Raw genomic sequence first — 23,791 nt, forward strand, 5'->3', positions numbered from 1 at the left:
TACTCCGAAGGACACATCATGGGCCTGTTCAACCGCACCAAGGACGAGACCGTCTCCGAGACCCCCTCGGTCGCTGTCGAGAACATCTCCGGCGACTACACCCTCGACCCGAGCCACACGCGCGTCGGCTTCTCCGCCCGCCACGCGATGGTCACGAAGGTCCGCGGCCACTTCGACGAGTTCGAGGGCTCGGCCCACGTCGACACCGTGACGCCGGCGAACTCTTCGGTCACCGTGACGATCCAGGCCGCCAGCGTCACCACCGGCAACGAGCAGCGCGATGGTCACCTCAAGACCCCCGACTTCTTCGACATCGCCAACTACCCGCAGATCACGTTCGTCTCGACGAACGTCGAGCGCGACGGTGCCGAGTGGGACATCACCGGCGACCTGACCATCAACGGCGTCACCAAGTCCGTGACGATCCCCTTCGAGGAGACCGGCTCGGCCAAGGACCCGTTCGGCAACACGCGCGTCGGCTTCGAGGGTGACGTCACCATCGACCGCACCGAGTGGAACCTCTCCTTCAACGCGGCCCTCGAGACCGGTGGCGTCCTCGTGAGCGAGAAGGTCAAGCTCGAGTTCGACGTCTCCGCGATCGCCAACGTGCCCGCCGAGGTCTGAGCAGCACCGCACCGCAGCACGCCCAAGGGGGTGAGGACCACACGGTCCTCACCCCCTCGTGGTGTCCTCAGAGCGTGGCGTGAAGGACCGCGCCGCCCCTCAGTCGCGACGGTGCTCGGGCAGCCCGTCGACCGCGTCGCGGATGATCGGCCACGCGACCTCCCCCGAGTAACCCTTGCGAGCGAGCAGCCCGGCCAGACGTCGGGTCTGGACCTCGGGAGCCAGCCCGCGCATCGAGCGCAGCTTCTTGGCCACGAGCTGCTCGGCCCGCAGCCTCTCGTCCCCGGCACCCACCTGACCGAGCGCCTCGTCGGCGATCTCCTGGTCGATGCCCTGCTTGCGCAGCTCGTGCGCGAGCGCGCGCCGGGCCAGGCCCTTGTCCGACTGCTTCGAGCGGACGAGCATCTGGGCGTAGGCCTCGTCGTCGATGAGACCGACCTCGGTCATCCGGTCGAGGACCTTCGCCGCCACGTCGTCCTCGCAGCCGCGCTGTCGCAGCCTCTTCTCGAGCTGGGCACGGCTGCGCGGCGCCATGCTCAGCTGGCGCAGGACGATCGCGCGCGCCACCGACTCGGCATCGGCCTCGGGCACCGCCGTCTCGACGTCCTCCGGCGGAGGCGCCCAGTCGGGTCGCTCCCCCACGTCATCGGAACCCCAGCCCGAGCGCGGCGTGGCAGACCGGCGCCCCCGACGGCCGGAGGCGCCGGAGCTGCCCGACCGCCCGGAACGCCCGCCGCCGACGCCTCGCCACGAGCCCGACCCGCCGGATCGGGTCGCGTGCGTGCTCGCGGGACGACCCTTCTCAGGCCCGGTCGGCTCGACGCGGGCAGACACGGACCACGGCACTCCGGGTAGGCTCGCGACGTCCTCGGACGCCGACTCCCCCGACGCTGCGCTCGAGCCGTCACCCGACGCGCCGCCGGCTCGCACCCCCGCCACCCCCTCGGCCTGCGCCAGGGCGGCCGCGGCGCGAGCCAGACGGTCCCGTGCGGTCTCCTCTTCGGAGAGACCCATGGTCAGAAGTCGACAGGCACGTCCGAGACCTCGGCGGGCTGGTCGACGCGCGGCCCGACGCCGAGCTTCTCCTTGACCTTCTTCTCGATCTCGTCGGCGAGGTCGGGGTTGTCCTTGAGGAAGTTGCGGGCGTTCTCCTTGCCCTGGCCGAGCTGGTCGCCGTCGTAGGTGTACCAGGCACCGGCCTTGCGGACGAAGCCGTGCTCGACGCCCATGTCGATGAGGCCGCCCTCACGCGAGATGCCGTGGCCGTAGAGGATGTCGAACTCGGCCTGCTTGAACGGCGGGGAGACCTTGTTCTTGACGACCTTGACGCGGGTGCGGTTGCCGACCGGCTCGGTGCCGTCCTTGAGGGTCTCGATGCGACGCACGTCGAGGCGGACGGAGGCGTAGAACTTCAGCGCCTTGCCACCGGTCGTCGTCTCGGGCGAGCCGAACATGACGCCGATCTTCTCGCGGAGCTGGTTGATGAAGATCGCCGTGGTGCCGGTGTTGTTGAGGGCACCGGTGAGCTTGCGCAGCGCCTGGCTCATGAGTCGCGCCTGCAGACCGACGTGGCTGTCGCCCATCTCGCCCTCGATCTCGGCGCGCGGCACCAGAGCAGCCACGGAGTCGATGACGATGATGTCGATGGCGCCCGAGCGGATCAGCATGTCGGCGATCTCGAGAGCCTGCTCACCGGTGTCGGGCTGCGACACGAGCAGGGCGTCGGTGTCGACACCGAGCTTCTTCGCGTAGTCCGGGTCGAGCGCGTGCTCGGCGTCGATGAACGCGGCGATGCCGCCGGCCTTCTGCGCGTTGGCGACCGCGTGGAGCGCGACGGTCGTCTTGCCCGAGGACTCCGGGCCGTAGATCTCGACGACGCGTCCGCGCGGCAGGCCGCCGATGCCGAGGGCGACGTCGAGGGCGATCGATCCGGTGGGGATCACCTCGATGGGCGGACGGATGTCGTCGCCGAGGCGCATCACCGCGCCCTTGCCGTAGCTCTTCTCGATCTGGCCCATCACCGAGGAGAGGGCCTTGTCCTTGTCCTTTTCCTGCACCGAAGCCATGTCGGTCACCTATCTGCCGTCTGCGTTGCGGTCGTCTACCTTCGACCCGGGCCACGGCCTCGTGCTGCGAGGTCCGCTGTCGGGTCAGACGCTAGGTGCCGGCGCCGACATCGGGAGGATCCACGAGACGGCCTGTGGACGATGCGGGTGGTGGCGCAGGACCTGTGGAGAACACTACCGAACAGGTGTTCGAAGTCCGCACGACACGCCGATCCCGGGTCAGCGTGTCTCTCTCAGCTGCCTCAGCGCCCGGTCGAACGCGGCGTAGGCCGGGTCGGAGAAGAGCCAGAACCGCGCCTCGCGCACCCCGACGTGCACCGTCAGCGCGGCCGCGAGCGCCTCGAGCGAGACCGCCGCCGCCGCGTCGAGCGGGTAGCCGTAGACCCCGCACGAGACGGCGGGAAAGGCGAGCACCGCGCAGCCGGCGGCGTCGCCCACCTCGACCGACCGCACGTAGCAGCTCGCCAGGAGCTCCGGCTCACCGGCCCCTCCCCCGCGCCAGACCGGGCCGACCGTGTGGATGACGTGCCGCACGGGCAGCCGCCCGGCGCCGGTGATCTTCGCGTCGCCGGTGTCGCACCCGCCGAGCAGCCGGCACTCGGCGAGCAGGGCCGGTCCCGCCGCCCGGTGGATCGTCCCGTCGACACCGCCGCCGCCCAGCAGGGACCGGTTCGCGGCGTTGACGATGGCGTCGGCCGAGTCGTCGCTCGTGATGTCGCCGTGCCGCAGGGTGATCCGCGACAGACCGGGGTCGAGCGGCGCCGGCATCAGCGACCGGCCTGACCGCCCTGGGCTCCCCGGGCGACGCGGGTGTCACGTCCGAGACGTCGCTCCGGTGGCACGTCCATGTCGACGCACAGCGCCTCCCACACGGCGCGCGGCGCCTCGCCCTCGGCGAGGGCCCGCACCACGGTGCGGTTGCCGAGCGCACCCAGCACGTGGTCACGGGCGAGCGACCCGGCATACGCCGCGCCGAACTCGTCGTCCATCAAGGTCCAGAAGTGGCTGATCCGCACCACTGCAGTGTGCCACCCGTGGCACCGGAACCGTTCCGCGCGAACCCGTCGTCGGAGCGTTACCGGAACCGGCCGCGAACGTCCGGCGCTGCCGGTATCGTCCTCTCGTCCCGCGCGCAGCCGCGAGGCACATCGAACTCTTCAGGGGAGCACACCATGACCGAGCCCACGAGGCCCAGCGAGCCCACCGACCCCAGCGCCGAGGCGCACGGAGCGAGCCGGCCCTACACCTACCCGACTCCCACCGAAGCAGCCGAGACCGTCCCCGGCGAGGTCACCCTCACGGACGACCCGCAGCCGCCCACGTCCGGAGGCCGCAGGCGCACGGGTCTGATCGTCGGCGGCGTCGTCACCGCCCTCGTCCTCGGCGGCGCGGGCGCCTTCGCCTTCCAGACGCTGAGCGGCGGTGGCTCCCAGCCGGCCGACGTGCTGCCCGGCGACGCCTACGCCTACTTCCGTCTCGACATCGACCCGTCCGCCGGCCAGAAGATCGCCGCCGTGCGCTTCCTGGGCAAGCTGCCCCAGGTCAAGGACACGCTCGGTGCCGACGACCCCCGCAAGCAGCTGTGGCAGCTTGCCTCGAAGGACGCGAGCAACGACTGCGTCGCCAAGTTCGGCTACGACACGGACATCGCGCCGTGGCTCGGTGACCGTGTCGGCGCCGCGATCCGTCCCGGGGGCACGGCGGACGCGCCCAACGTCGCCATCGCGATCCAGGTCAAGGACGAGTCCGCCGCCAAGGACACCCTGACCCGGCTGTTCGCCTGCGACAAGGGTGGGTCCGACACCGAGCTGCGGATGAAGGACGGCTACGCCATCGTCACGCCGCGCGGCGTGGGCGACGCCACCCTCGCGGCTGCCACCAAGGGCACGCTCGCGCAGAATGCCGACTTCACCTCCGACATGGCGGCCCTCGGCGAGCAGGGCATCCTGTCGGCCTGGTTCGACATGGGCACCGGCCTGAAGGAGATCCAGAAGTTCAGCGGCACGACCGGTATGGACGCGACGGCCCTGGCCTCGGCCAAGGGACGCTTCGCGACGGCGGTCCGCTTCGACGCCGACTACGTCGAGATGGCCGGCGTCGTGCGCGGCGCCGACGCGACGAAGTCCGTCAAGGGCGACGGCAGCGAGGTGGCCTCGCTGCCCGCCAACACGATGGCTGCCGTCAACGTCTCCGGCGCCGACCAGATGCTCGACTCGGCGTGGCCCCAGCTGAAGAAGCAGATCGAGAGCCTCGCCGCCGCCGACGGTGAGTCCGACCCGATCGGCATGGTCGAGAAGCAGCTCGGCATCACGCTGCCCGACGACCTCAAGGTGCTGCTCGGCCGGTCCTTCACCCTGGCCATGCCCGAGCAGGACCTCAAGAGCGACGTGCCGGTCCTCGGCGCCAAGGTCGTCTCGAGCGACGCCAAGCGCGCCGACGAGCTCGTGGGCCGACTCATGGAGTCGGCCGGTGTCGGCAACGACGTGCTGACCCACAAGGTCGAGGGCGACAAGGTCTTCGTGGCGACGACGCCCGACTACGCCGACGACCTCAAGGCGGGGGGCAAGCTCGGCGACAGCGACACCTTCAAGGTCGCCGTGGGTGACGTCAGCAACGCGACGGCGACGCTTTTCGTCGACCTCGACAAGGTCGACGCCATGGTCAAGGGCGACGTCCACGGCGAGGCCAAGTCCTTCCTCGAGTCGATGCGTGCCGTGGGCTTCACCGCCACCAACACCGGCAACGGTGAAGGCTCCTTCACGCTGCGCGTCCTGGGCGACTGACAGCATCGGCAGCACACGAAGGGCCCCGCTCCAGCAGGGCCCTTCGTGCGTGCGGCGTGCGATGCGTCAGTCGCGGTGGACGAATCCGCTGATCCCCAGACCGTCGGCCATCGGCACCCGGATCTGGTTGCCCGAGTAGTCGATTCCGCCGACGACGGGTGAGGTGACCGACCACCAGGCGGCGTCGAGGTCGCTCACCTCGGTCGTGGGTTCGGCAGCCACGAGCGCTGCCGCGGCCCCGACCCCGACGTGGCTCTCCATCATCGATCCCACGATGGTGCGCAGGCCTGCGTCGTGGGCGCGGCGCAGCATGTCGCGCCCCACGGTGAGCGATCCGCACTTGGCGAGCTTGACGTTGACGAGGTCCGCCGCGCCGAGTCGGATGATCCGCTCGAGGTCGTAGAGCCCGTAGCAGGACTCGTCGGCCATGACCGGCAGCCCGACGCGCTGCCGCACCCACGCCAGGCCCTCGACGTCGTCCGCCACGACCGGCTGCTCGACGAACTCGACCCCGAGGTCGGCGACCTCGAGCGCGCGGATGACCTGGACGGCCTCCTCGCGGGTCCACCCCTGGTTGGCATCGAGCCGGATGGCGACGTCGGGTCCGACGGCGTCGCGCACCGACGCGACGCGCTGCACGTCGGTGCTCGCGTCGGTGCCCACCTTCATCTTCAGGGTGCGGAAGCCGTCGGAGACCCGCGCACGGGCCGTGTCGGCAAGCGCGTCAGCCGCACCTGCCGACAGGGTGACGTCGGTCGTCAGCACGTCGCGTATGCCGTCCGGCCGAGTCGCGAGCAGCGCCGCCACCGACGTGCCCTCCGCCTGGGCGACGAGGTCGTGCAGGGCCGCGTCGACAGCGGCCTTGGCACCGAAGTTGCGCGCCACGGCCCGCTGGACGGCGGCGGCGGCATGGGCGAGGTCGCTGCGGTCGTCGAGCCGGTGGCCCGTGACGGCGGGCGCAAGCATCTGCTCGACGCACGCCGTGGCGCTCGCGAGCGACTCACCCGTCACCTGCCACACCTGGGGCGCCTCGCCCCAGCCCGTGCGGCCGTCGCTGTCGGTGACCGTCACGACGACCGTGTCGGTGGTCTCGGTGCGGCGCAGGGCCGTGACGAACGGCGTGTGGAGCCGCACGGACGAGGTCGTCGTCGTGACCCGCGCGACGGTCGTCATGTCAGCTCTCCTCGGTGGGGTGCTCGGCGCGCCAGAGGTCCCGGGCGATGCCGGAGACGAAGACGGCAGCCTCCGTCTCGTCGAGGTCGATCGTCGTGCAGACGGCGATGACGAACGGTTCCTCGCCCACCGGCCGCACGAGCGCGACGTCGTGGGAGACGCCCGGGATCCAGCCCGACTTGCTCGCGGTCGGGGTGCCGGGCGGCAGGCCTGCCGGCACCTGGTCGACGTGCACCTGGCGGGCCAGCATCTCCTCGACGGGCGCCAGCACCTCGTCGCCACCGAGCGCGGGCTCGCGGCGCCCGACGGCGGCCATGACGAGCCCGAGGTCGGCGGCGGTCACGGTGTTGGTGATACCGGCTCGACGGGCCACGGCGTCCTCGATGCCGCGCCCGACCACGGTGGCCGGCGAGCAGCCGACGATGCGCAGCACCTCGGCGACCTCGTCGAGACCGACGGCGTCGACGAGCAGGTTGGTCGCGATGTTGCTCGAGTGGGTGATGGCCCGCTCCGCCAGCTCGCCCAGCGTGCAGCTGCCACCGAGCGCCGCCCACGTCTGCGGGTCCTGGTCCTCGGACTCGTCGAGGTCGAACGAGGAGCCGTCGTGCACGGAGGCGAAGGTGCCGGTCACCGTGACCGGCGCGTCGAGGTCGAGCTCGCCTCGCACGACGCGCCGGAAGGCCGCGATGACGAGGGGGAGCTTCATCGTGGACGCGGCGTAGTGCGGCGTCAACGCGTCGTGCTCGTAGCGGGGCCGGCCGTCGAGGTCGCCCAGCCACACCGACACCGCGGCGTCAGGGTTCGAGGGGTTCGAGGGGTTCGAGGGGTCCGAGGCGGACACGGCGCGGTCGAGACGTGAGTCGAGGTCCGAGAAGGGGCTGGGCACCCCAGCACGGTAGACGATCAGGCAGCGGAGGCGGACACCACGTCGCCCGACGGGACGGGCAGCGAGACGGTCGGGGCGAGGCCCTCGCTCTCGGCCATCCGGCTGGACACGTCGATGAGGACCTGCGACAACGGCAGGGCCAGCGCCCCGCAGATCGAGGCGAGCAGCTCGGACGAGGCCTCCTTCTCGCCGCGCTCGACCTCGCTGAGGTAGCCGAGGGAGACGGAGGCCGTCGCGGAGACCTCACGGAGGGTGCGGCCCTGGGCGCGCCGGCGCTCACGGAGGACGTCGCCGAGCTCGCGCCGCAGCAGTGTCGTCATGTCGTCCTCCTTCAGGTCGCTGGTGTCGTGCGTCCAGATGCCGTGCCGTCGTCAGGGTGACCCGACAGACCTACCGTACCCCGAGGCTCCCACGGCGGCGCAGGTGTTTGGCGCGTGGCGCCCGTCTCCTCCACCGCGAGCCGGAGCACCGCGTCGACGGTGGCCGACCGGATCTCGGCCCTGGTCCCGTTCAACTCCAGCGCACGCGTCACTGTTCCCGACGGACCGGAGACGGCCACGTGGACGGTGCCCGCGGGCTTGCCCTCCGAGGGTCCCGGGCCGGCCACACCGGTGGTGGCAAGGCCCCACGTGGAGCCGAGCCGACGGCATACGCCCTCGGCCATGAGCGCAGCCACCTCGGGGTCGACGGTGCCCACCCGCGCGACGAGGTCGGCGGGCACGTCGAGCAGCGCCGTCTTCACCTCGGCGGCATACGCGACGACCCCACCCAGGAGCACCACGGACGCGCCGGGGGTGTCGGCCACCGTGGCGGAGACGAGTCCCGCGGTCAGCGACTCGGCGCAGGCCACGGTCTCGCGCGCCTCGGTCAGCAGGGCCACGAGACGTGCCCCTGGCGCCTCGGACACGTCGTCCACGTCAGTCCCGCTTCGCCGTCCGAGGCGGTGCCGGGTCGCCCGTGGAGCCCTCCGGCCTCTCGGACCTCGCCTCCCGGGCGGCGGCGCGCGCGGCCCGCCGGGCCAGCGTGCGCTCGCTCGTCTCGCGCAGCCGTGCCGCCTTGAAGACGTAGTCGACGCCGCTGACCACGGTCATGACGAGCGCCGCGCCGAGCACGACGTAGGCCACGAGCAACCACGCACTGCCGAACGGGAGCACCCAGAGCGGGAAGGTGAGGGCCCCGAGAGACAGCGTCTGGAGCATCGTCTTGAGCTTGCCGCCGCGACCGGCCGGCATGACGCCGTGCCGGATGACGACGAAGCGCAGCACGGTGATGCCGATCTCGCGGACGAGGATGACGACGGTCACCCACCACCAGACGACCCCGAGCAGCGACAGCCCGATGAAGGCCGTACCGGTCAGCGCCTTGTCGGCGATGGGGTCGGCGACCTTGCCGAAGTTCGTGATCTCCCCACGTCGCCGCGCGATCTTGCCGTCGACCCCGTCGGTGACGGCAGCGAGCGCGAAGACCACCCAGGCCCAGAAGCGCCACCACGGCTCGTCGCCGCCGTCCTGGAAGAGCAGCACGGCGTAGACCGGGACGAGCAGGAAGCGCAGGACCGTCAGGGCGTTGGGCAGGTTCCAGTCGGTCGGTCGGGGCGCCGGCCCCTCCCCCCGGTGGAAGGTCTGTGGCGTCATCGCGGCTCCGCGACGAGGTCGATCCCCTCGGTGCCGACGACGACGGCCGGCACGAGGTCGCCGACCTGAGGGGCCGGAGCGCCCTCGGGGACGTGCACGATGGTGACGCCGTCGACGTCGGGGCCCTGGAAGTCGGCGCGGCCGACGACGGTGCCCTCCTCGTCGTCGATCTCCTCGACGAGGACGAGGACGCGCTCGCCGACGCGCTCCTCGGCGCGCTGGGCGTTGAGCTCCTCGACGAGGCGGGTGAAGCGGTCGAGGCGCTCGGCGACGACCTCGGGGCCCAGCTTGCCGGCATACCCCTCGGCCTCGGTGCCGTCCTCGTCGGAGTAGCCGAAGACGCCGACGACGTCGAGGCGGGCCTCGGTGAGGAAGGCCTCGAGCTCGTCGAGGTCGGCCTCGGTCTCGCCGGGGAATCCGACGATGACGTTGCAGCGGATGCCGGCCTCGGGGGCGTCGGCGCGCACCCGGCCGAGGAGCTCGAGGAAGGCCTCCCGCGAGCCGAACCGCCGCATCGAGCGCAGGAGCGGCTCGGACGCGTGCTGGAAGGAGATGTCGTAGTAGGGCACGACCCCGGGGGTGTCGGCCATGGCGCGCAGCAGGCCCGGGCGGATCTCGGCCGGCTGGAGGTAGGAGACGCGGACGCGCTCGATGCCCTCGATCGCGGTCAGCTCGGGGAGCAGCTTCTCGAGCAGGGCGAGGTCGCCGAGGTCCTTGCCGTAGCTCGTGGAGTTCTCGGAGACGAGGAAGAGCTCCTTGACGCCCTGCTCGGCGAGCCAGCGGCCCTCGGCCACGATGTCGGCGGGACGGCGGGACAGGAAGGCGCCGCGGAACATCGGGATGGCGCAGAACGAGCAGCGCCGGTCGCAGCCCGACGCGATCTTGAGCGGCGCCCACGGGCGGCCGTCGAGGCGAGCGCGGATGACGCGGGGACCGGAGGCGGGGGTCGGGACGTCGCCGAGGTCGGGGCGGGCGTCGCCGTGGCCCGGCAGGGCGACGGACGCGGAGCCCTGCTGGCGCTCGACCGGGGTCAGCGGGAGCAGCGTGCGGCGGTCGCCGGGTGTGTGGCTCTCGACGTGGCCGCCCGCGAGGATCGTCTGCAGGTGTGCGCTCATGTCGCGGTAGGAGTCGAAGCCGAGCACGGCGTCGGCCTCGGGCAGCTGGTCGGCGAGCTCCTTGCCGTAGCGCTCGGCGAGGCAGCCGACGGCGACGACCTTCTGCGTGCGGCTGCCCTCGCCCTTGAGGTCGGAGGCCTCGAGCAGGGCGTCGATGGAGTCCTTCTTGGCCTGCTCGACGAAGCCGCACGTGTTGACGACGGCGACGTCGGCCTCGGACGCGTCGTCGACGAGACGCCATCCCTCCGCGAGCAGCCGACCGGCCAGCTCCTCGGAGTCGACCTCGTTGCGCGTGCACCCGAGGGTGACGAGTGCGACGCTCTTGTCGGCGCTCGGGTGGGGAGGGGTCATGCGTCCACTCTAGATGCCGGGGTGTTCAATGGCCGACATGCTCGGAACCGCCCCCCACGGCCACGACGACCTGCTCACGAAGGCGCGCGACCTGCTGCGAGCGCACCCCCTCGTCGACGGCCACAACGACCTCCCGTGGGAGGCGCGCGAGCAGACCGGCTACGACTTCGAGACCCTCGACATCTCCGGGCGCCTCACGACGACGCAGACCGACCTGCCTCGCCTCACCGAGGGCGGGGTCGGCGCACAGTTCTGGTCGGTCTTCGTGCCGAGCACGCTCCAGGGCGACTCGGCCGTCACGGCGACGCTCGAGCAGGTCGACGGCGTGCACCGGATGATCGGGTCGTATGCCGACCGGCTGGCGCTCGCCCGCACCGCGGACGAGGTGGAGGCCGCCACCGCGACGGGCCGCGTGGCGTCGCTCCTCGGCGCCGAGGGCGGGCACTCGATCGGCTGCTCGATCGGCACCCTGCGGATGCTCCACGTGATCGGCGTGCGCTACCTGACGCTGACGCACAACGACAACACGCCGTGGGCCGACTCGGCCACCGACGTCCCCGTCGTCGGCGGGCTCAGCGAGTTCGGCCGCGAGGTCGTGCGCGAGATGAACCGCCTCGGGATGATGGTCGACCTCAGTCACGTCGCGGCGACGACGATGCGGGACGCGCTCGCGACGACCGACGCACCGGTCATCTTCAGCCACTCCTCGGCGCTGGCTCTGTGCGACACCCCTCGCAACGTGCCCGACGACGTGCTCGGCGCGCTGCCCGCCAACGGCGGCGTGTGCATGGTGACCTTCGTCCCCGAGTTCGTCTCTCCCGCGACCGCCGCCTGGCGCGTCGAGGCCGCTGCCGCCGCGGCGGAGGTCGGCGTCGAGGCTCGCGACTGGGAGGCGTTCGGCCGCTTCACCGCCGGCTGGCAGCGTGAGCACCCCAAGCCCGACGCGACGGTCGAACAGGTCGTCGCCCACCTGGAGCACGTCCGCGAGGTCGCCGGCATCGAGCACATCGGCATCGGCGGGGACTACGACGGCACCGACACCTTCCCCGTCGGGCTCGAGGACGTCAGCGGCTACCCGCGACTCGTCGCCGCCCTGCTCGCGCGGTCGTGGTCGGAGTCCGACGTCGTCCAGCTCGTCCGCGGCAACACGTTGCGCGTCATGCGCGACGTCGAGGCCGTGGCCCGCGACCTCCAGACGACCCGCACCCCGAGCCTGCGGACCTTCGCCGAGCTCGACGGCACCCGCTGAGCCGGCCGCCGAGCACCGCTGCAGCGCGACCCGGGCACACGGCATACGCCCTCGGTGGGGCGTGATCCGCTACTGACGGAAGCGGGCGATGGTGAGCCCGACGAGGCGGGCGACGACGAGGGCGACGTAGAGCATGCCGGCGATCTGCTGGAGCAGCACGAACGAGCGGGCGTGCGGGGTCACGGCGTAGATGTCGGAGAGGCCGGTGGAGGTCATCGTCGTGATCGAGAGGTAGAGCAGCTCGTACCAGGTGCGCACCCCCGGCAGGGTCTCGCCGTAGATGGTGAACGAGTTCGGCCAGAGGAACTGCACGGCGACGTAGAGGTAGGCGAAGCCCCAGGCGACCACGGTGAACGTCGCGCCCGTGGCATAGAGCTCGTCGCGGGTCACCCAGTTGTCGGCGAACATGTACCGCAGCAGGCCGTAGCCCGTGTAGAAGTAGAAGAACGCGTGCAGCAGGGCGCTCCAGAAGGCGATCGGGTCGCTGTCGGGCCAGACCGCCTCCGCCACGGTGAGCAGGACGACCGGTCCGCCCAGCACGACGGCGACCCACGTGAGCGCAGGGGTCGCCCGCACCGCGCGCACGGCGAGGAAGAGCACGAGCAGGCCGATGAGGCCGAAGACCGCGCGTCCCGCCTCGCGGTAGTCACCGAGGGTCGCGGTCTCGACGAAGGGGTAGGCCAACAGCGCACCCAGCTGGACGAAGAGGAGCAGGGCGCACGGCAGCTCGTTGACCTTGCGCCGCAGCTGGTCGAGCCGTGAAGGCGGCCCGGCGCGACGGGGCGATGACGGCCAGAGCTCCAGCGACGCACTCACGACTCGGACTCTAGTGGCGGGCCCGTCAAGAACGCGTCAAGAGCCGTCAGCGCGCGGTCAACGGCTGCAGGGCGCCCGGCGGGCGACCTTAGGAAGGAGTCATGTTCACCTCCCTCCTCCTGTTCGTGGTCGGGGTCGCCGTGCTGGTGTACCTCGTCCACGTGCTCCTCCACGCGGACCGCTTCTGATGAGCGACACCGTCAGTGGGCTGCTCACGATCGCCGTCCTCGTCGCCGCCCTCGCCGCCGCCCACGTGCCCCTCGGGTCGTGGATGGCGAGGGTCTTCACCGACGCGCGCCACTGGCGGGTCGAGCGCCTCGTCTACCGCCTGTGCCGTGTCGACCCGTCGTCGGAGCAGCGCTGGAGCACGTATGCCGTCGCCGTCCTCGGCTTCTCCGTCGTGGGGGTCGTCCTGCTCTTCACGCTCATCGCCCTGCAGGGTGTCCTGCCGTTCGCGCGCGGGGCGACGATGAACCTCGACACCGCGCTCAACACGGCCGTCTCGTTCGTGACGAACACGAACTGGCAGTCGTATGCCGGTGAGTCCGGCACGTCCCCGCTCGTCCAGACGCTCGGACTGACCGTCCAGAACTTCGTCTCCCCGGCCGTGGGCCTCGCGGTGGCCGTGGCGCTCGTGCGCGGCCTCGCGCGCTCGAGCGGGGCCGAGATCGGCAACTTCTGGGTCGACCTCGTCCGCGGCACCGTGCGCGTGCTGCTGCCGCTCGCCGTCGTCGGTGCGGTCGTCCTGCTGCTCGGCGGCGTCATCCAGAACCTCGCGTCGCCGACGGAGGTCACGACCCTCTCCGGCGGGTCGCAGGTCATCCAGGGTGGCCTCGTCGCGTCGCAGGAGGCCGTCAAGGAGCTCGGCACGAACGGCGGTGGCTACTTCAACGCCAACTCGGCCCACCCCTTCGAGAACCCCACCGCCTTCACCAACCTCGTCGAGATCTTCCTGCTGCTCGTCATCCCGTTCTCGCTGCCGCGGACCTACGGGATCCTCGTCGGCGACCGCCGGCAGGGCTGGACGGTGCTCGGCTTCATGGCCACCCTCTGGGGGCTCATGGTGGCCGCCGTGACGTGGGCCGAGGTCAGCGCGGCGAGCGGCCCGCTCGGCGGCCTCGAGGGCAAGGAGGTGCGTTTCGGCGTCTGGCCGTCCGCCCTCTTCGCGGCGAGCACGACCGGCACGTCGACCGGCGCCGTCAACTCGATGCACGAGAGCTACAGCGCCCTCGGCGGAGGCGGCGCACTCTTCTCGATCCTCCTCGGCGAGGTCTCCCCCGGTGGCGTCGGCTCCGGGCTCTACGGCGCGCTGCTGCTGGCCGTGCTGACCGTCTTCATCGCGGGCCTCATGGTCGGGCGCACTCCCGAGCTGCTCGGCAAGCAGGTCGGTCGCCGAGAGATCACCCTGGTCGCGCTGGCCCTGCTCGTCATGCCGTCGCTCGTGCTCGTCTTCACGGGCATCGGCATGGTTGCGCCCCTGGTGTCGTCGCAGATGCTCGCGAGCGGCCCGCACGGGCTCACCGAGGTGATGTACGCGTACGCCTCCGCCGCCAACAACAACGGCAGCGCGTTCGCCGGCTTCTCGGCCGACACGCCGTACACGAACCTCACCCTCGCCCTGTGCATGTTCCTCGGCCGCTTCGTGCCGATCGTCCTCGTGCTCGCCCTGGCCGGTTCCCTGGTGGCGCAACGACGTCGGCCGGTCAACGCCGGCACCCTCCCCACCCACACACCCACGTTCGCGGGCCTCTTCGTCGGAGTGGCGATCATCGTCGCGGGACTCACGTTCTTCCCGGCACTGGCCCTCGGTCCCCTCGCGGAGGCACTGTCATGACCCCGTCCCCGACGACGACCCCGTCGTCCCCCGACGCCACTGCCCCGCATGTCGGCGGCGCCCACGGCGGCTCGACCCACCGACGCGGGGACTCCGTCCGCGAGACGTCCCTCATCAGGTCGGGAAAGGCGCTGTCGCTCGGCACGCTCGCGCGCCAGCTGGTCGCGACCTTCCCCGAGGCCGTGCGCAAGCTGGACCCGCGTCACGTGTGGCACAGCCCCGTCGTCTTCGTCGTGTGGATCGGGTCGCTCCTGACCACGGTCGACGCCGTCGTCGACCCTTCGTGGTTCGCGTGGAGCATCACCGTGTGGCTGTGGGCCACGGTGCTCTTCGCCAACATGGCGGAGGCCGTCGCCGAGGGCCGTGGCAAGGCGCAGGCGGCCACCCTGCGCGCCACCCGGACCACGACGACCGCGCAGCGCCGGCGCGCCGACGGCTCCGTCGAGGCCGTGGCTGCCTCCGACCTCACGATCGGCGACGTCGTCGTCGTGCGTCCAGGCGAGGTCATCCCCGGCGACGGGGACGTCGTCGAGGGCATGGCCACCGTCGACGAGTCGGCGATCACCGGTGAGTCCGCTCCCGTCATCCGTGAGTCCGGTGGCGACCGCTGCGCCGTCACGGGTGGCACGACGGTGCTCTCCGACGGCATCACCGTGAGCATCACCACCCGCCCCGGCGAGACGTTCATCGACCGGATGATCGCCCTCGTCGAGGGCGCCGCCCGGCAGAAGACGCCGAACGAGATCGCCCTGACGATCCTGCTCACGACCCTGACGATCATCTTCGTCCTGGCCGTCATGGCCATCCAGCCGCTCGCGATCTACTCCGGCCAGGAGCAGTCGGTCGTCGTCCTCGTCGCCCTGCTCGTCTGCCTCATCCCGACGACCATCGGGGCCCTGCTCTCGGCCATCGGCATCGCCGGCATGGACCGTCTCGTGCAGCACAACGTCCTGGCCATGTCGGGACGGGCCGTGGAGGCGGCCGGTGACGTGTCGACCCTCCTGCTCGACAAGACGGGCACCATCACCTTCGGCAACCGGCGCGCCAGCGAGCTGCTCGCGGCGCCCGGGCTTCCCGGCGTGGAGGTCACCGAGGCGGCATACCTCGCGTCACTGGCCGACGAGACGCCCGAGGGGCGCTCGATCGTCGAGCTGGCCGGGCGTGGACTGGCCGACGAGACGCGTGCCCGCCTCGACGGAGTCCGGCGCGAGGGTGCCGTGTTGGTGGAGTTCACCGCCCACACCCGCATGTCGGGGATCGACCTGCAGGACGGCACGGCCGTGCGCAAGGGCGCCTCCGATGCCGTGTGCCGCTGGGCTTCCGACCACGGGGGTGGCGTCCCGTCCGGGGTGCTCACCGAGGTCGCCGGGATCGCCAGCTCAGGCGGCACCCCTCTGGTCGTCGCGTCGATGCAGCCCGGCGAGCCGGCCCGGGTGCTCGGCGTCATCCACCTCAAGGACGTCGTCAAGCCCGGCATGAAGGAGCGCTTCGCCCAGCTGCGCGCGATGGGCATCCGGACCGTCATGATCACCGGCGACAACCCGCTCACGGCACAGTCGATCGCGGCCGAGGCCGGCGTCGACGACTTCCTCGCGGAGGCGACGCCCGAGGACAAGATGGCGCTCATCAAGAAGGAGCAGGCGGGCGGTCGGCTCGTCGCGATGACGGGTGACGGCACGAACGACGCCCCCGCGCTGGCGCAGTCCGACGTCGGCGTGGCGATGAACACCGGCACCTCTGCGGCGAAGGAGGCGGCCAACATGGTCGACCTCGACTCGGACCCTACGAAGCTCATCGACATCGTCTCGATCGGCAAGCAGCTGCTCATCACACGGGGTGCCCTGACGACGTTCTCGATCGCCAACGACATCGCGAAGTACTTCGCGATCATCCCGGCGATGTTCGTCGTGCTGTTCCCCGGCCTCGACGCGCTCAACATCATGGGCCTCTCGACGCCGAAGTCGGCGATGCTGTCGGCCGTCATCTTCAACGCTCTCATCATCGTCGCGCTGATCCCCTTGTCGCTGAGGGGCGTTCGCTACCGGCCATCCGGCAGCACCGCCCTGCTTCGACGCAACATCCTCGTCTACGGCCTCGGGGGCGTGATCGCCCCCTTCATCGGCATCAAGCTGATCGACCTCGTCGTGAGCCACCTCCCGCTGTGAACAGGAATGATGTGAGACTCGTGAACACCGTCATCAGGCAGTCCGTCGCCGGCCTCCGGGCCATGCTCGTCCTCACCGTGCTGCTAGGCGTGCTCTACCCCGCGGTCGTGTGGGGCGTCGGCCAGGTCGTGGCTCGCGACCAGGCCGCCGGGTCCCCCGTGTCGTTCGGCGGGAAGGTCGTCGGGTCGAGCCTCCTCGGCCAGCAGTGGCAGGGGGACGAGTGGTTCCACGGTCGCCCCTCGGCCAGCGACTACGCCGGGGACACGAGCGGTGGAACCAACCTCGGGCCCGGTGCTGACCTCGACGCCGAGGTCAGCACGCGCGCTGCAGCAGCGGGTCTCGACCCATCGACCGCTCCCGCCGACGCACTGACCGCATCGGGCAGCGGGCTGGACCCCCACATCACCCCGGCCTATGCCGCGGCGCAGGTCGAGCGGGTCGCCGCAGCCCGTGGCCTCGACGTCGGGCAGGTGCGATCGCTCGTCGTCTCGCAGACACAGGACCGCTCGGTCGGCTTCCTCGGACAGCCGCGCGTCGACGTCCTCGAGCTCAACGTCGCGCTCGCGCGCCTCACGGCGCCGAGTGCGGGGTGACCTGAGAGGATCGACGCATGGGGCGTGGGTCGCTGCGGATCTATCTCGGGGCAGCGCCGGGAGTCGGCAAGACCGTGGCGATGCTGGATGAGGCGCACCGGCGCCTCTCGCGGGGCACGGACGTCGTCGTCGGCTACGTCGAGACGCACGGGCGGCCCCACACGGCGGCCATGCTCGACGGGCTCGAGGTCCTCCCCCGTCGCACGGTCGAGTACCGCGGCAGCCGCCTCACCGAGCTCGACGTCGCCGCTGTCCTCGCCCGCCGACCTCACGTGGTCCTCGTCGACGAGCTCGCCCACACCAACGTCCCCGGATCGCCCGCCGCGTCGGGGGACGGCGACGCGTCGGATGACCGGCACGGGAAGCGCTGGCAGGACGTCGAGGAGATCCTCGAGGCCGGGATCGACGTCATCTCGACCGTCAACATCCAGCACCTCGAGTCACTCAACGACGTCGTCGAGTCGATCACGGGCATCCGCCAGCAGGAGACCGTCCCCGACGAGGTCGTGCGCCGGGCCGACCAGGTGGAGCTCGTGGACATGTCACCCGAGGCGCTGCGCCGTCGGATGGCGCACGGCAACATCTACGGGCCCGACAAGGTCGATGCCGCCCTCGCCAACTACTTCCGCACCGGCAACCTCTCCGCGCTGCGCGAGATCGCGCTGCTGTGGCTCGCGGACCGGGTCGACGAGGCGCTCGAACGCTACCGGGCCGACCAGGGCATCAGCGAGCAGTGGCCCACTCGCGAACGCGTCGTCGTGGCGCTCACCGGGGGCGCCGGCAGCGAGACGCTGCTCCGACGTGGTGCCCGCATCGCCACCCGGGCGGCCGGCGGTGACCTCATCGCCTGTCACGTTCGGTCGTCCGAGGGCCTCACGTCGACCGACCCTGCCGTGCTGGTCCGTCTGCGCCAGCTGGCTCGCGACCTCGGGGCGGAGTTCCAGGACGTCTCGGGCCCGGACGTCGCCGAGGCGATCCTCGACCACGCCCGCGGCGTCAACGCGACGCAGATCGTCGTCGGCGTCAGCCGGCGAGGCAGGTGGCAGCAGATCCTGCGTCCGAGCATCGCCTCCGAGGTCGCCGACGGCTCGGGCGACATCGACGTCCACCTCGTCCCCCACGAAGGGTCGAAGGTCGCCAGCCGTCGCCGGAACGCCACTGGCCTGCCCGCCCGCCGGGTGCTCGGCGGGATGCTGTTCGCTGTCGTGGCCCTCGTCGGCCTGACCGCCGTGCTCGTCGCGACCCAAGAAGGGCACACCCTGTCGCTCGACCTGCTCCTCTACCTCGCGCTGACCGTCGTCTGCGCGCTCGTCGGCGGCATCTGGCCCGCGCTCTTCTGCGCCGTCGTCGGGTCGCTCGTCGTCAACTGGTTCTTCACCGAGCCCCACGGCACCCTGACGATCAGTGACCCACCCAACGCCCTGGCGCTCGCCGTCTTCGTGCTCGTGGCCACGGCCGTGTCGTCCGTCGTCAACGTCGCCGCCCGCCGCACCGAACAGGCGATCTCGGCCGAGCGCGAGTCGTCGGCGCTCGCCGCGATGAGCCGTGACCTGCTCGCGGAGCCGCGCCCGCTGCCCGCCCTGCTCGACCGGGCCCGCGACGACCTGGGCATGCGGGCCGCCGTGCTCGCCGAGATGCATGCTGACAGGCCCTCGACCGTCGTCGCCTCGACCGACCCGAACCTGCCGGCCGGTGGCGTGCTGCCGCCCGGCGGCGCGTGGTCGCTCGACGTGACGGTCGACGACGGCGTGCACCTGCTGCTCGACGGACCGCCCGTGGCGGCAGAGGACCAGCGCGTCGTCAACGCGTATGCCGCCCACGCCGCGATCCTGCACGGCCGCGAGCAGCTCGTCCGGGCTGCCCGCGAGGCGGCCGGGCTCGCCCGCGACAACGCCGCGCGCACGACGCTGCTGGCCGCCGTCTCGCACGACCTCCGCACGCCCCTCGCGAGCATCAAGGCCGGCGTCTCGACCCTGCGCCAGTCCGGTCTCGACCTGACCGCCGACGACGAGGCGGAGCTGCTCGAGTCGATCGAGGAGAGCGCGGACCGCCTCGACGCCCTCATCGGCAACCTCCTCGACCTGTCCCGGCTGGAGACCGGTGCCGTGCGCGCGCACCACCACTCGATCGACCTGCTCGACGCCGTCGTCTCGACGGTGCGCACCACCTCCGCCCCGCAGCGCGTCGAGGTCGACCTCGAGCCGGACCTCCCCCTCGTCCGCACCGACCTCGGGCTGCTCGACCGGGTGCTCGCCAACGTCGTCGAGAACGCCCTGAGGCACAGCGGCGACGCAGAGGTCCGCATCACGGCGGGTCGCATCGGAGACACGGTGCAGCTGCGGGTCATCGACCGCGGACCGGGCGTGTCCGACGCCGACAAGGAGCGGATCTTCGCCGCGTTCCAGCGCGCCGGGGATGCCCCGCAGGGCGACGGTCTCGGCCTCGGGCTGGCCGTCGCCCGGGGGCTGATGACCGTGCTGGGCGGCTCCCTCGAGCCGGAGGACACCCCGGGTGGTGGGCTCACCATGGTCGTCGAGCTGCCGCTCACTCCGGTCCGGCAGACCCCGACCGGCCCCTCGGTTCGAGGTGATGGCGACACCGACGTGGCCGACGGCATCTCCTCGAACGCGCCGACGGAGCCGGCCGACACGAAGGAGGACGCGTGACCCGAGTGCTCGTCGTCGACGACGACCCGCGGCTGCAACGCACCCTGACGATCGCGCTGCGGGCCCATGGCAACGAGGTCGTCACGGCCGCCGACGGTCGCACCGCGGTGCAGTCGGTGCTCGAGGACGCACCCGATGTCGTCATCCTCGACCTCGGGCTGCCCGACCTCGACGGCACCGAGGTGTTGCGCCGCATCCGCGCCGCGTCGGTCGTCCCCGTCATCGTCCTGTCGGCGCGGCACGAGTCCGACGACAAGATCGAGGCGCTCGACCTCGGTGCCGACGACTACGTCACGAAGCCCTTCGGCGTCGAGGAGCTCCTTGCCCGGGTGCGCGCGGCCGTGCGCCGCGGCGGTGACCTCGGCCGACACCTCGGCCCGATCGTCACCGACCACTTCGTCCTCGACTTCGCCGAGCGGAGGGCGACCGTCGAGGGCGAGGACGTCCGGCTCACGCCCACCGAGTGGCGGGTGCTCGAGGCGTTGTGCCGCGAGCCCGGTCACCTCGTCCAGCAGCAGGACCTGCTCCGAGCGGTCTGGGGCCCGTCCTACGGTCGCGAGTCCAACTACCTGCGCGTCTACGCCAACCAGCTGCGCCGCAAGCTCGAGCCCGACCCGGCGAACCCGCGTCACCTCGTCACCGAGCCTGGCCTCGGCTACCGCTTCAACCCCTGACCCCACCTCCACACCGTCGAGGGGCCACGTCCTGCCGTCTCCCGCGCGTCGAGAGGCACTTTCGTACGCGGCGAGTCGTGGCCTCTCGACGGTTGCCTCAGGGCGAGTCGTGGCCTCTCGACGGTTGAGAGGGGTCAGTAGCGCTCGCGGGGGCCGCGATCGGTGAGGTTCCAGGCGTCCTCGGACTCCTCGTCCTCCTCGTCGACGGTGCGCGTCATGTCGCCCGGCGTCCACCGGGTCGTCGGCACCGCGGTCGTCTCGTCCTCGTGGGCGCGCTGCTCGCCCCGCTCGGCGACGAGCGCGGCCGTGCGCTGGGGCGCGGCCGCCTCGGGGTCGTCGGTGTAGCCCGCCGACATGTCCGGGGGCTCCACGTCGACGGCAGGTGCGGCATACGGCTCGGCGGGCTCGATGATCCCGGCGAGCTCGTCGGCGTCGACGGGCTCGTTGGGGTGCGGCACGTCCTCGCCGCGCAACAGCGCGAGCGTCTGCTCGAGGTCGTCCGGGCGCACGAGCACGTCGCGGGCCTTGGACCCCTCGCTCGGGCCGACGACGCCGCGCGACTCGAGCAGGTCCATGAGCCGCCCCGCCTTCGCGAAGCCCACGCGCAGCTTGCGCTGGAGCATCGACGTCGAGCCGAACTGGGTCGTGACGACGAGCTCTGTGGCCTGGAGCAGCACGTCGAGGTCGTCGCCGATGTCGTCGTCGATCTGCTTCTTGGGCGCCGCGACGGTGACGTTCTCGACGTAGTTGGGCTTGAGCTGGGTCGTGACGAACTTGACGACCTCGTGGATCTCGGACTCGTTGACCCACGCGCCCTGGACACGCATCGGCTTGCTCGCGCCCATCGGCAGGAAGAGCGCGTCACCCTGGCCGATGAGCTTCTCGGCCCCGGGCTGGTCGAGCACGACGCGGGAGTCCGCGAGCGAGGACGTCGCGAAGGCCATGCGCGAGGGGACGTTGGCCTTGATGAGGCCCGTGACGACGTCGACCGACGGACGCTGCGTCGCGAGGACGAGGTGGATGCCGGCGGCGCGCGCGAGCTGGGTGATGCGCACCACCGACTCCTCGACATCGCGCGGGGCGACCATCATGAGGTCAGCAAGCTCGTCGACGACGACGAGGAGGTACGGGTAGGTCGTGATCTGGCGCTCCGAGCCCGGCAGCGGCTTGACCTTGCCGGCACGGACCGCCTTGTTGAAGTCGTCGACGTGCTTGAAGCCGAAGGCCGCCAGGTCGTCGTAGCGCTGGTCCATCTCCTTGACGACCCAGGCGAGGGCCTCGGCAGCCTTCTTCGGGTTCGTGATGATCGGCGTGATGAGGTGCGGGATGCCTTCGTAGGCCGTCAGCTCGACGCGCTTCGGGTCGACGAGGATCATCCGGACCTCCTCGGGCGTCGAGCGCATGAGGATCGAGGTGATCATCGAGTTGACGAAGCTCGACTTACCGGAACCGGTGGCGCCGGCGACGAGCAGGTGGGGCATCTTCGCGAGGTTGGCGATGACGTAGGCGCCCTCGACGTCCTTGCCGACCCCCATGACCATCGGGTGCTCGTTGGTGCGGGCCGTGTTGCTGCGCAGCACGTCGCCGAGCGACACGTTCTCGCGGTCGAGGTTCGGGATCTCGATGCCGATGGCGGACTTGCCCGGGATGGGGCTGAGGATGCGCACGTCGGCCGAGGCGACGGCATACGCGATGTTCTTGGAGAGCGCGGTGACGCGCTCGACCTTGGTGCCGGAGCCGAGCTCGACCTCGTAGCGCGTCACCGTCGGACCACGGGTGAACCCGGTGACGGCGGCGTCGATGTCGAACTGGTCGAAGACGTTGGTCAGCGACTCGACGACGCGGTCGTTGGTCTCGCTGCGCGTCTTGTGCGGCGGGCCCGGCGTCAGCATCGAGTGGTCGGGCAGCTGGTAGGTGATGTCGCCGCCGAGGCTCAGCTGCTCGACACGAGCCGGCAGGTCGGACATGGGCGGCGGGATGAGCTCGGCCTTGGGACCGACCTTGCTCGTGTCGGGGGCGCCGAGGGTCTTGGGGTCGGTGGCGTCGATGACGCGCTCGGCGCCCTTCTCGCCGCCGGGGCGCGGAGCGAGCAGACCGGGGGGCGTCGGGCGCTTCTCGCCCGGTCGCAGCTGCGTCGTCGCTTCGTCCTCGAGCGCCTTCTGCGCGGCCTGGCGGAACGCCTCGTCACCGTCGCGGTCGGCGAGGTCGACGGCCTTGCGTCGCGCCCGCTTGACCGCGGCAGCGGGGGCGTCGAGCGTCTCGTCGGGCCGCTCGTCGACGTGGTCGCGGTCGATGACGAGGGCTCGCAGCTGCCGCAGGCGGGTCGGGATCATGTTGACCGGCGTCGCCGTGATGACGAGCAGGCCGAAGAGCCCCAGCAGGATGAGCAGGACGAGCGCGCCGTAGGTCGAGACGGCCGCCGCGAGGGGGCTCGACGCGAGGAAGCCGAGGATGCCGCCGGCGGCCCGCATGCCGTCGGCGCCGTCGGGCGGGTTGGGGATGCCGTCGGCGAGGTGCGAGAGGCCGCACGCGGCGAAGGTCAGCGCGATGGTGCCGACGACGATGCGGTTGGTCGCCGCGTCGTCCTGCGAGGCGCGCAGCATGCGCAGGCCGAGGGCGAGCAGCACGAGCGGGACGGCGTACGCGACGCGGCCGAAGGTGCCGGCGAAGACGGCGTGCACGACCTGACCGAAGGTGCCGGAGACGCCCCACCACTCACGGGCGGCGACGACGACGGCGAGCGCGATGAGCGCGAAGCCGATGCCGTCGCGGCGGTGCTCCGGCTCGAGGTCGGCGGCGCTGTGGCCGACGCGGCGCACCGCTCCCCCCGCCATGTGCGAGACGCCCATCCACGTGTTGCGCATCGCCCCCAGCGGGAAGGGGAGGCCGCCGCCCCGCGTCTTGGACGCGGCCTTGGCGGCAGGCTTGCGGGCCGCGGGCTTGCGCTGCGCGGGCCGGCCACCCCGGGCTGCCGGAGGGCGCGACGAGGCGCTGCCCGCCGACCCCTTGGCGCGGGTGGCCGCGGCGGAGCTCGAGCGCTGGCTGGTGGACGGACGTGACGCCATGCTGGCACCGTACGTCAACGCACCCCTGAACTCACGCGTCACACGCGCAACAGGACTGACCAGTCGGACAGGTCGCGGCATGCCGTGGACGCACCGG

General features: G+C 71.6%; 21 protein-coding genes. 9 read left to right on the forward strand and 12 right to left on the reverse strand.

The window, feature by feature from the left end; translation table 11 throughout:
- Positions 1–18: 18 nt before the first annotated feature.
- The gene (locus NR112_RS02130) at positions 19–624 is read left to right on the forward strand and encodes a YceI family protein (protein WP_256792331.1); all 606 of its coding nucleotides are present in this window, start codon (positions 19–21) and stop codon (positions 622–624) included.
- 99 nt (positions 625–723) lie between these two features.
- Here the strand turns inward: NR112_RS02130 and NR112_RS02135 are convergent, their stop codons facing one another.
- From NR112_RS02135 to NR112_RS02150, 4 genes are all read right to left on the reverse strand, one after another.
- A complete protein-coding gene (locus NR112_RS02135) occupies positions 724–1,638 on the reverse strand; it encodes a regulatory protein RecX (RefSeq protein ID WP_256792332.1) in 915 nt (304 codons plus the stop codon).
- A gap of 2 nt (positions 1,639–1,640) precedes the next feature.
- On the reverse strand, positions 1,641–2,690 hold the full coding sequence (recA, locus tag NR112_RS02140) for a recombinase RecA (protein ID WP_028785358.1): 1,050 nt from the start codon (positions 2,688–2,690) through the stop codon (positions 1,641–1,643).
- Between the two features lie 219 nt (positions 2,691–2,909).
- Complete coding sequence (locus tag NR112_RS02145) at positions 2,910–3,458, reverse strand: O-acetyl-ADP-ribose deacetylase (protein WP_256792333.1); 549 nt, start codon at positions 3,456–3,458, stop codon at positions 2,910–2,912.
- The gene (locus tag NR112_RS02150; RefSeq protein WP_256792334.1) at positions 3,458–3,706 is read right to left on the reverse strand and encodes a DUF3046 domain-containing protein; all 249 of its coding nucleotides are present in this window, start codon (positions 3,704–3,706) and stop codon (positions 3,458–3,460) included. Before NR112_RS02150 ends, NR112_RS02145 begins: the two co-directional genes overlap by 1 nt.
- Positions 3,707–3,862: 156 nt before the next feature.
- Between NR112_RS02150 and NR112_RS02155 the strand changes: the two genes are divergently transcribed.
- Positions 3,863–5,473 (forward strand): DUF3352 domain-containing protein, encoded by a 1,611-nt coding sequence (locus NR112_RS02155; RefSeq protein WP_256792335.1) that lies wholly within the window; start codon positions 3,863–3,865, stop codon positions 5,471–5,473.
- A 66-nt stretch (positions 5,474–5,539) separates the two neighbouring features.
- Here NR112_RS02155 and NR112_RS02160 read toward each other — a convergent pair whose 3' ends face one another.
- From NR112_RS02160 to rimO, 6 genes are read right to left on the reverse strand one after another with little or no spacing between them, the layout of a single operon-like run.
- Entirely contained in the window at positions 5,540–6,646 is a 1,107-nt protein-coding gene (locus tag NR112_RS02160) for a dipeptide epimerase (RefSeq protein WP_256792336.1), read from the reverse strand.
- 1 nt (position 6,647) lies between these two features.
- A complete protein-coding gene (locus tag NR112_RS02165; RefSeq protein ID WP_256792337.1) occupies positions 6,648–7,532 on the reverse strand; it encodes a serine hydrolase in 885 nt (294 codons plus the stop codon).
- A 17-nt stretch (positions 7,533–7,549) separates the two neighbouring features.
- The gene (locus NR112_RS02170) at positions 7,550–7,852 is read right to left on the reverse strand and encodes a helix-turn-helix domain-containing protein (RefSeq protein ID WP_020142618.1); all 303 of its coding nucleotides are present in this window, start codon (positions 7,850–7,852) and stop codon (positions 7,550–7,552) included.
- Between the two features lie 11 nt (positions 7,853–7,863).
- Positions 7,864–8,448 carry a CinA family protein gene (locus NR112_RS02175; protein WP_256792338.1) on the reverse strand — a complete coding sequence of 195 codons (585 nt, stop codon included), beginning with the start codon at positions 8,446–8,448 and terminating at the stop codon, positions 7,864–7,866.
- Position 8,449: 1 nt separating this feature from the next.
- Complete coding sequence (gene pgsA / locus NR112_RS02180; protein WP_256792339.1) at positions 8,450–9,166, reverse strand: CDP-diacylglycerol--glycerol-3-phosphate 3-phosphatidyltransferase; 717 nt, start codon at positions 9,164–9,166, stop codon at positions 8,450–8,452.
- Positions 9,163–10,632 (reverse strand): 30S ribosomal protein S12 methylthiotransferase RimO, encoded by a 1,470-nt coding sequence (rimO, locus tag NR112_RS02185; protein WP_256792340.1) that lies wholly within the window; start codon positions 10,630–10,632, stop codon positions 9,163–9,165. The genes pgsA and rimO overlap by 4 nt, the downstream gene beginning before the upstream one ends.
- Positions 10,633–10,669: 37 nt before the next feature.
- Between rimO and NR112_RS02190 the strand changes: the two genes are divergently transcribed.
- Positions 10,670–11,881 carry a dipeptidase gene (locus NR112_RS02190; RefSeq protein WP_256792341.1) on the forward strand — a complete coding sequence of 404 codons (1,212 nt, stop codon included), beginning with the start codon at positions 10,670–10,672 and terminating at the stop codon, positions 11,879–11,881.
- Positions 11,882–11,950: 69 nt separating this feature from the next.
- Here NR112_RS02190 and NR112_RS02195 read toward each other — a convergent pair whose 3' ends face one another.
- Positions 11,951–12,697: an ion channel gene (locus tag NR112_RS02195; RefSeq protein WP_256792342.1), complete on the reverse strand. Its 747-nt coding sequence runs from the start codon at positions 12,695–12,697 to the stop codon at positions 11,951–11,953.
- 101 nt (positions 12,698–12,798) lie between these two features.
- Here NR112_RS02195 and NR112_RS23155 point away from each other — a divergent pair, with 101 nt between their 5' ends.
- Genes NR112_RS23155 through NR112_RS02220 form a run of 6 tightly spaced genes read left to right on the forward strand, consistent with a single transcriptional unit; the run spans position 12,799 to position 20,629 of the window.
- Entirely contained in the window at positions 12,799–12,885 is an 87-nt protein-coding gene (locus NR112_RS23155) for a potassium-transporting ATPase subunit F (RefSeq protein ID WP_374511446.1), read from the forward strand.
- A complete protein-coding gene (kdpA, locus tag NR112_RS02200) occupies positions 12,885–14,531 on the forward strand; it encodes a potassium-transporting ATPase subunit KdpA (RefSeq protein WP_256792343.1) in 1,647 nt (548 codons plus the stop codon). The genes NR112_RS23155 and kdpA overlap by 1 nt, the downstream gene beginning before the upstream one ends.
- Positions 14,528–16,696 carry a potassium-transporting ATPase subunit KdpB gene (kdpB, locus tag NR112_RS02205; protein ID WP_256792344.1) on the forward strand — a complete coding sequence of 723 codons (2,169 nt, stop codon included), beginning with the start codon at positions 14,528–14,530 and terminating at the stop codon, positions 16,694–16,696. Before kdpA ends, kdpB begins: the two co-directional genes overlap by 4 nt.
- Positions 16,697–16,716: 20 nt before the next feature.
- Positions 16,717–17,289 carry a potassium-transporting ATPase subunit KdpC gene (kdpC, locus tag NR112_RS02210; protein ID WP_256792345.1) on the forward strand — a complete coding sequence of 191 codons (573 nt, stop codon included), beginning with the start codon at positions 16,717–16,719 and terminating at the stop codon, positions 17,287–17,289.
- A 17-nt stretch (positions 17,290–17,306) separates the two neighbouring features.
- The gene (locus NR112_RS02215; protein ID WP_256792346.1) at positions 17,307–19,955 is read left to right on the forward strand and encodes a sensor histidine kinase KdpD; all 2,649 of its coding nucleotides are present in this window, start codon (positions 17,307–17,309) and stop codon (positions 19,953–19,955) included.
- A complete protein-coding gene (locus NR112_RS02220) occupies positions 19,952–20,629 on the forward strand; it encodes a response regulator transcription factor (RefSeq protein ID WP_256792347.1) in 678 nt (225 codons plus the stop codon). Before NR112_RS02215 ends, NR112_RS02220 begins: the two co-directional genes overlap by 4 nt.
- 134 nt (positions 20,630–20,763) lie before the next feature.
- On the opposite strand, the gene NR112_RS02225 is transcribed toward NR112_RS02220, so the two are convergent.
- Positions 20,764–23,694, reverse strand: coding sequence for a DNA translocase FtsK (locus NR112_RS02225; RefSeq protein WP_256792348.1), 2,931 nt, complete (start codon positions 23,692–23,694; stop codon positions 20,764–20,766).
- Positions 23,695–23,791: the final 97 nt, after the last annotated feature.

Source organism: Terrabacter sp. Ter38, assembly GCF_024519435.1.
In the GTDB taxonomy this organism is placed as follows: Bacteria; Actinomycetota; Actinomycetes; order Actinomycetales; family Dermatophilaceae; genus Terrabacter.

Coding starts and splice junctions, on each gene's coding strand:
- NR112_RS02130 (WP_256792331.1), top strand. CDS start 19: ATGGGCCTGTTCAACCGCACCAAGGACGAGACCGTCTCCGAGACCCCC.
- NR112_RS02135 (WP_256792332.1), bottom strand. CDS start 1,638: ATGGGTCTCTCCGAAGAGGAGACCGCACGGGACCGTCTGGCTCGCGCC.
- recA (WP_028785358.1), bottom strand. CDS start 2,690: ATGGCTTCGGTGCAGGAAAAGGACAAGGACAAGGCCCTCTCCTCGGTG.
- NR112_RS02145 (WP_256792333.1), bottom strand. CDS start 3,458: ATGCCGGCGCCGCTCGACCCCGGTCTGTCGCGGATCACCCTGCGGCAC.
- NR112_RS02155 (WP_256792335.1), top strand. CDS start 3,863: ATGACCGAGCCCACGAGGCCCAGCGAGCCCACCGACCCCAGCGCCGAG.
- NR112_RS02160 (WP_256792336.1), bottom strand. CDS start 6,646: ATGACGACCGTCGCGCGGGTCACGACGACGACCTCGTCCGTGCGGCTC.
- NR112_RS02170 (WP_020142618.1), bottom strand. CDS start 7,852: ATGACGACACTGCTGCGGCGCGAGCTCGGCGACGTCCTCCGTGAGCGC.
- pgsA (WP_256792339.1), bottom strand. CDS start 9,166: ATGACGCCACAGACCTTCCACCGGGGGGAGGGGCCGGCGCCCCGACCG.
- rimO (WP_256792340.1), bottom strand. CDS start 10,632: ATGACCCCTCCCCACCCGAGCGCCGACAAGAGCGTCGCACTCGTCACC.
- NR112_RS02190 (WP_256792341.1), top strand. CDS start 10,670: ATGCTCGGAACCGCCCCCCACGGCCACGACGACCTGCTCACGAAGGCG.
- NR112_RS23155 (WP_374511446.1), top strand. CDS start 12,799: ATGTTCACCTCCCTCCTCCTGTTCGTGGTCGGGGTCGCCGTGCTGGTG.
- kdpA (WP_256792343.1), top strand. CDS start 12,885: ATGAGCGACACCGTCAGTGGGCTGCTCACGATCGCCGTCCTCGTCGCC.
- kdpB (WP_256792344.1), top strand. CDS start 14,528: ATGACCCCGTCCCCGACGACGACCCCGTCGTCCCCCGACGCCACTGCC.
- NR112_RS02215 (WP_256792346.1), top strand. CDS start 17,307: ATGGGGCGTGGGTCGCTGCGGATCTATCTCGGGGCAGCGCCGGGAGTC.
- NR112_RS02225 (WP_256792348.1), bottom strand. CDS start 23,694: ATGGCGTCACGTCCGTCCACCAGCCAGCGCTCGAGCTCCGCCGCGGCC.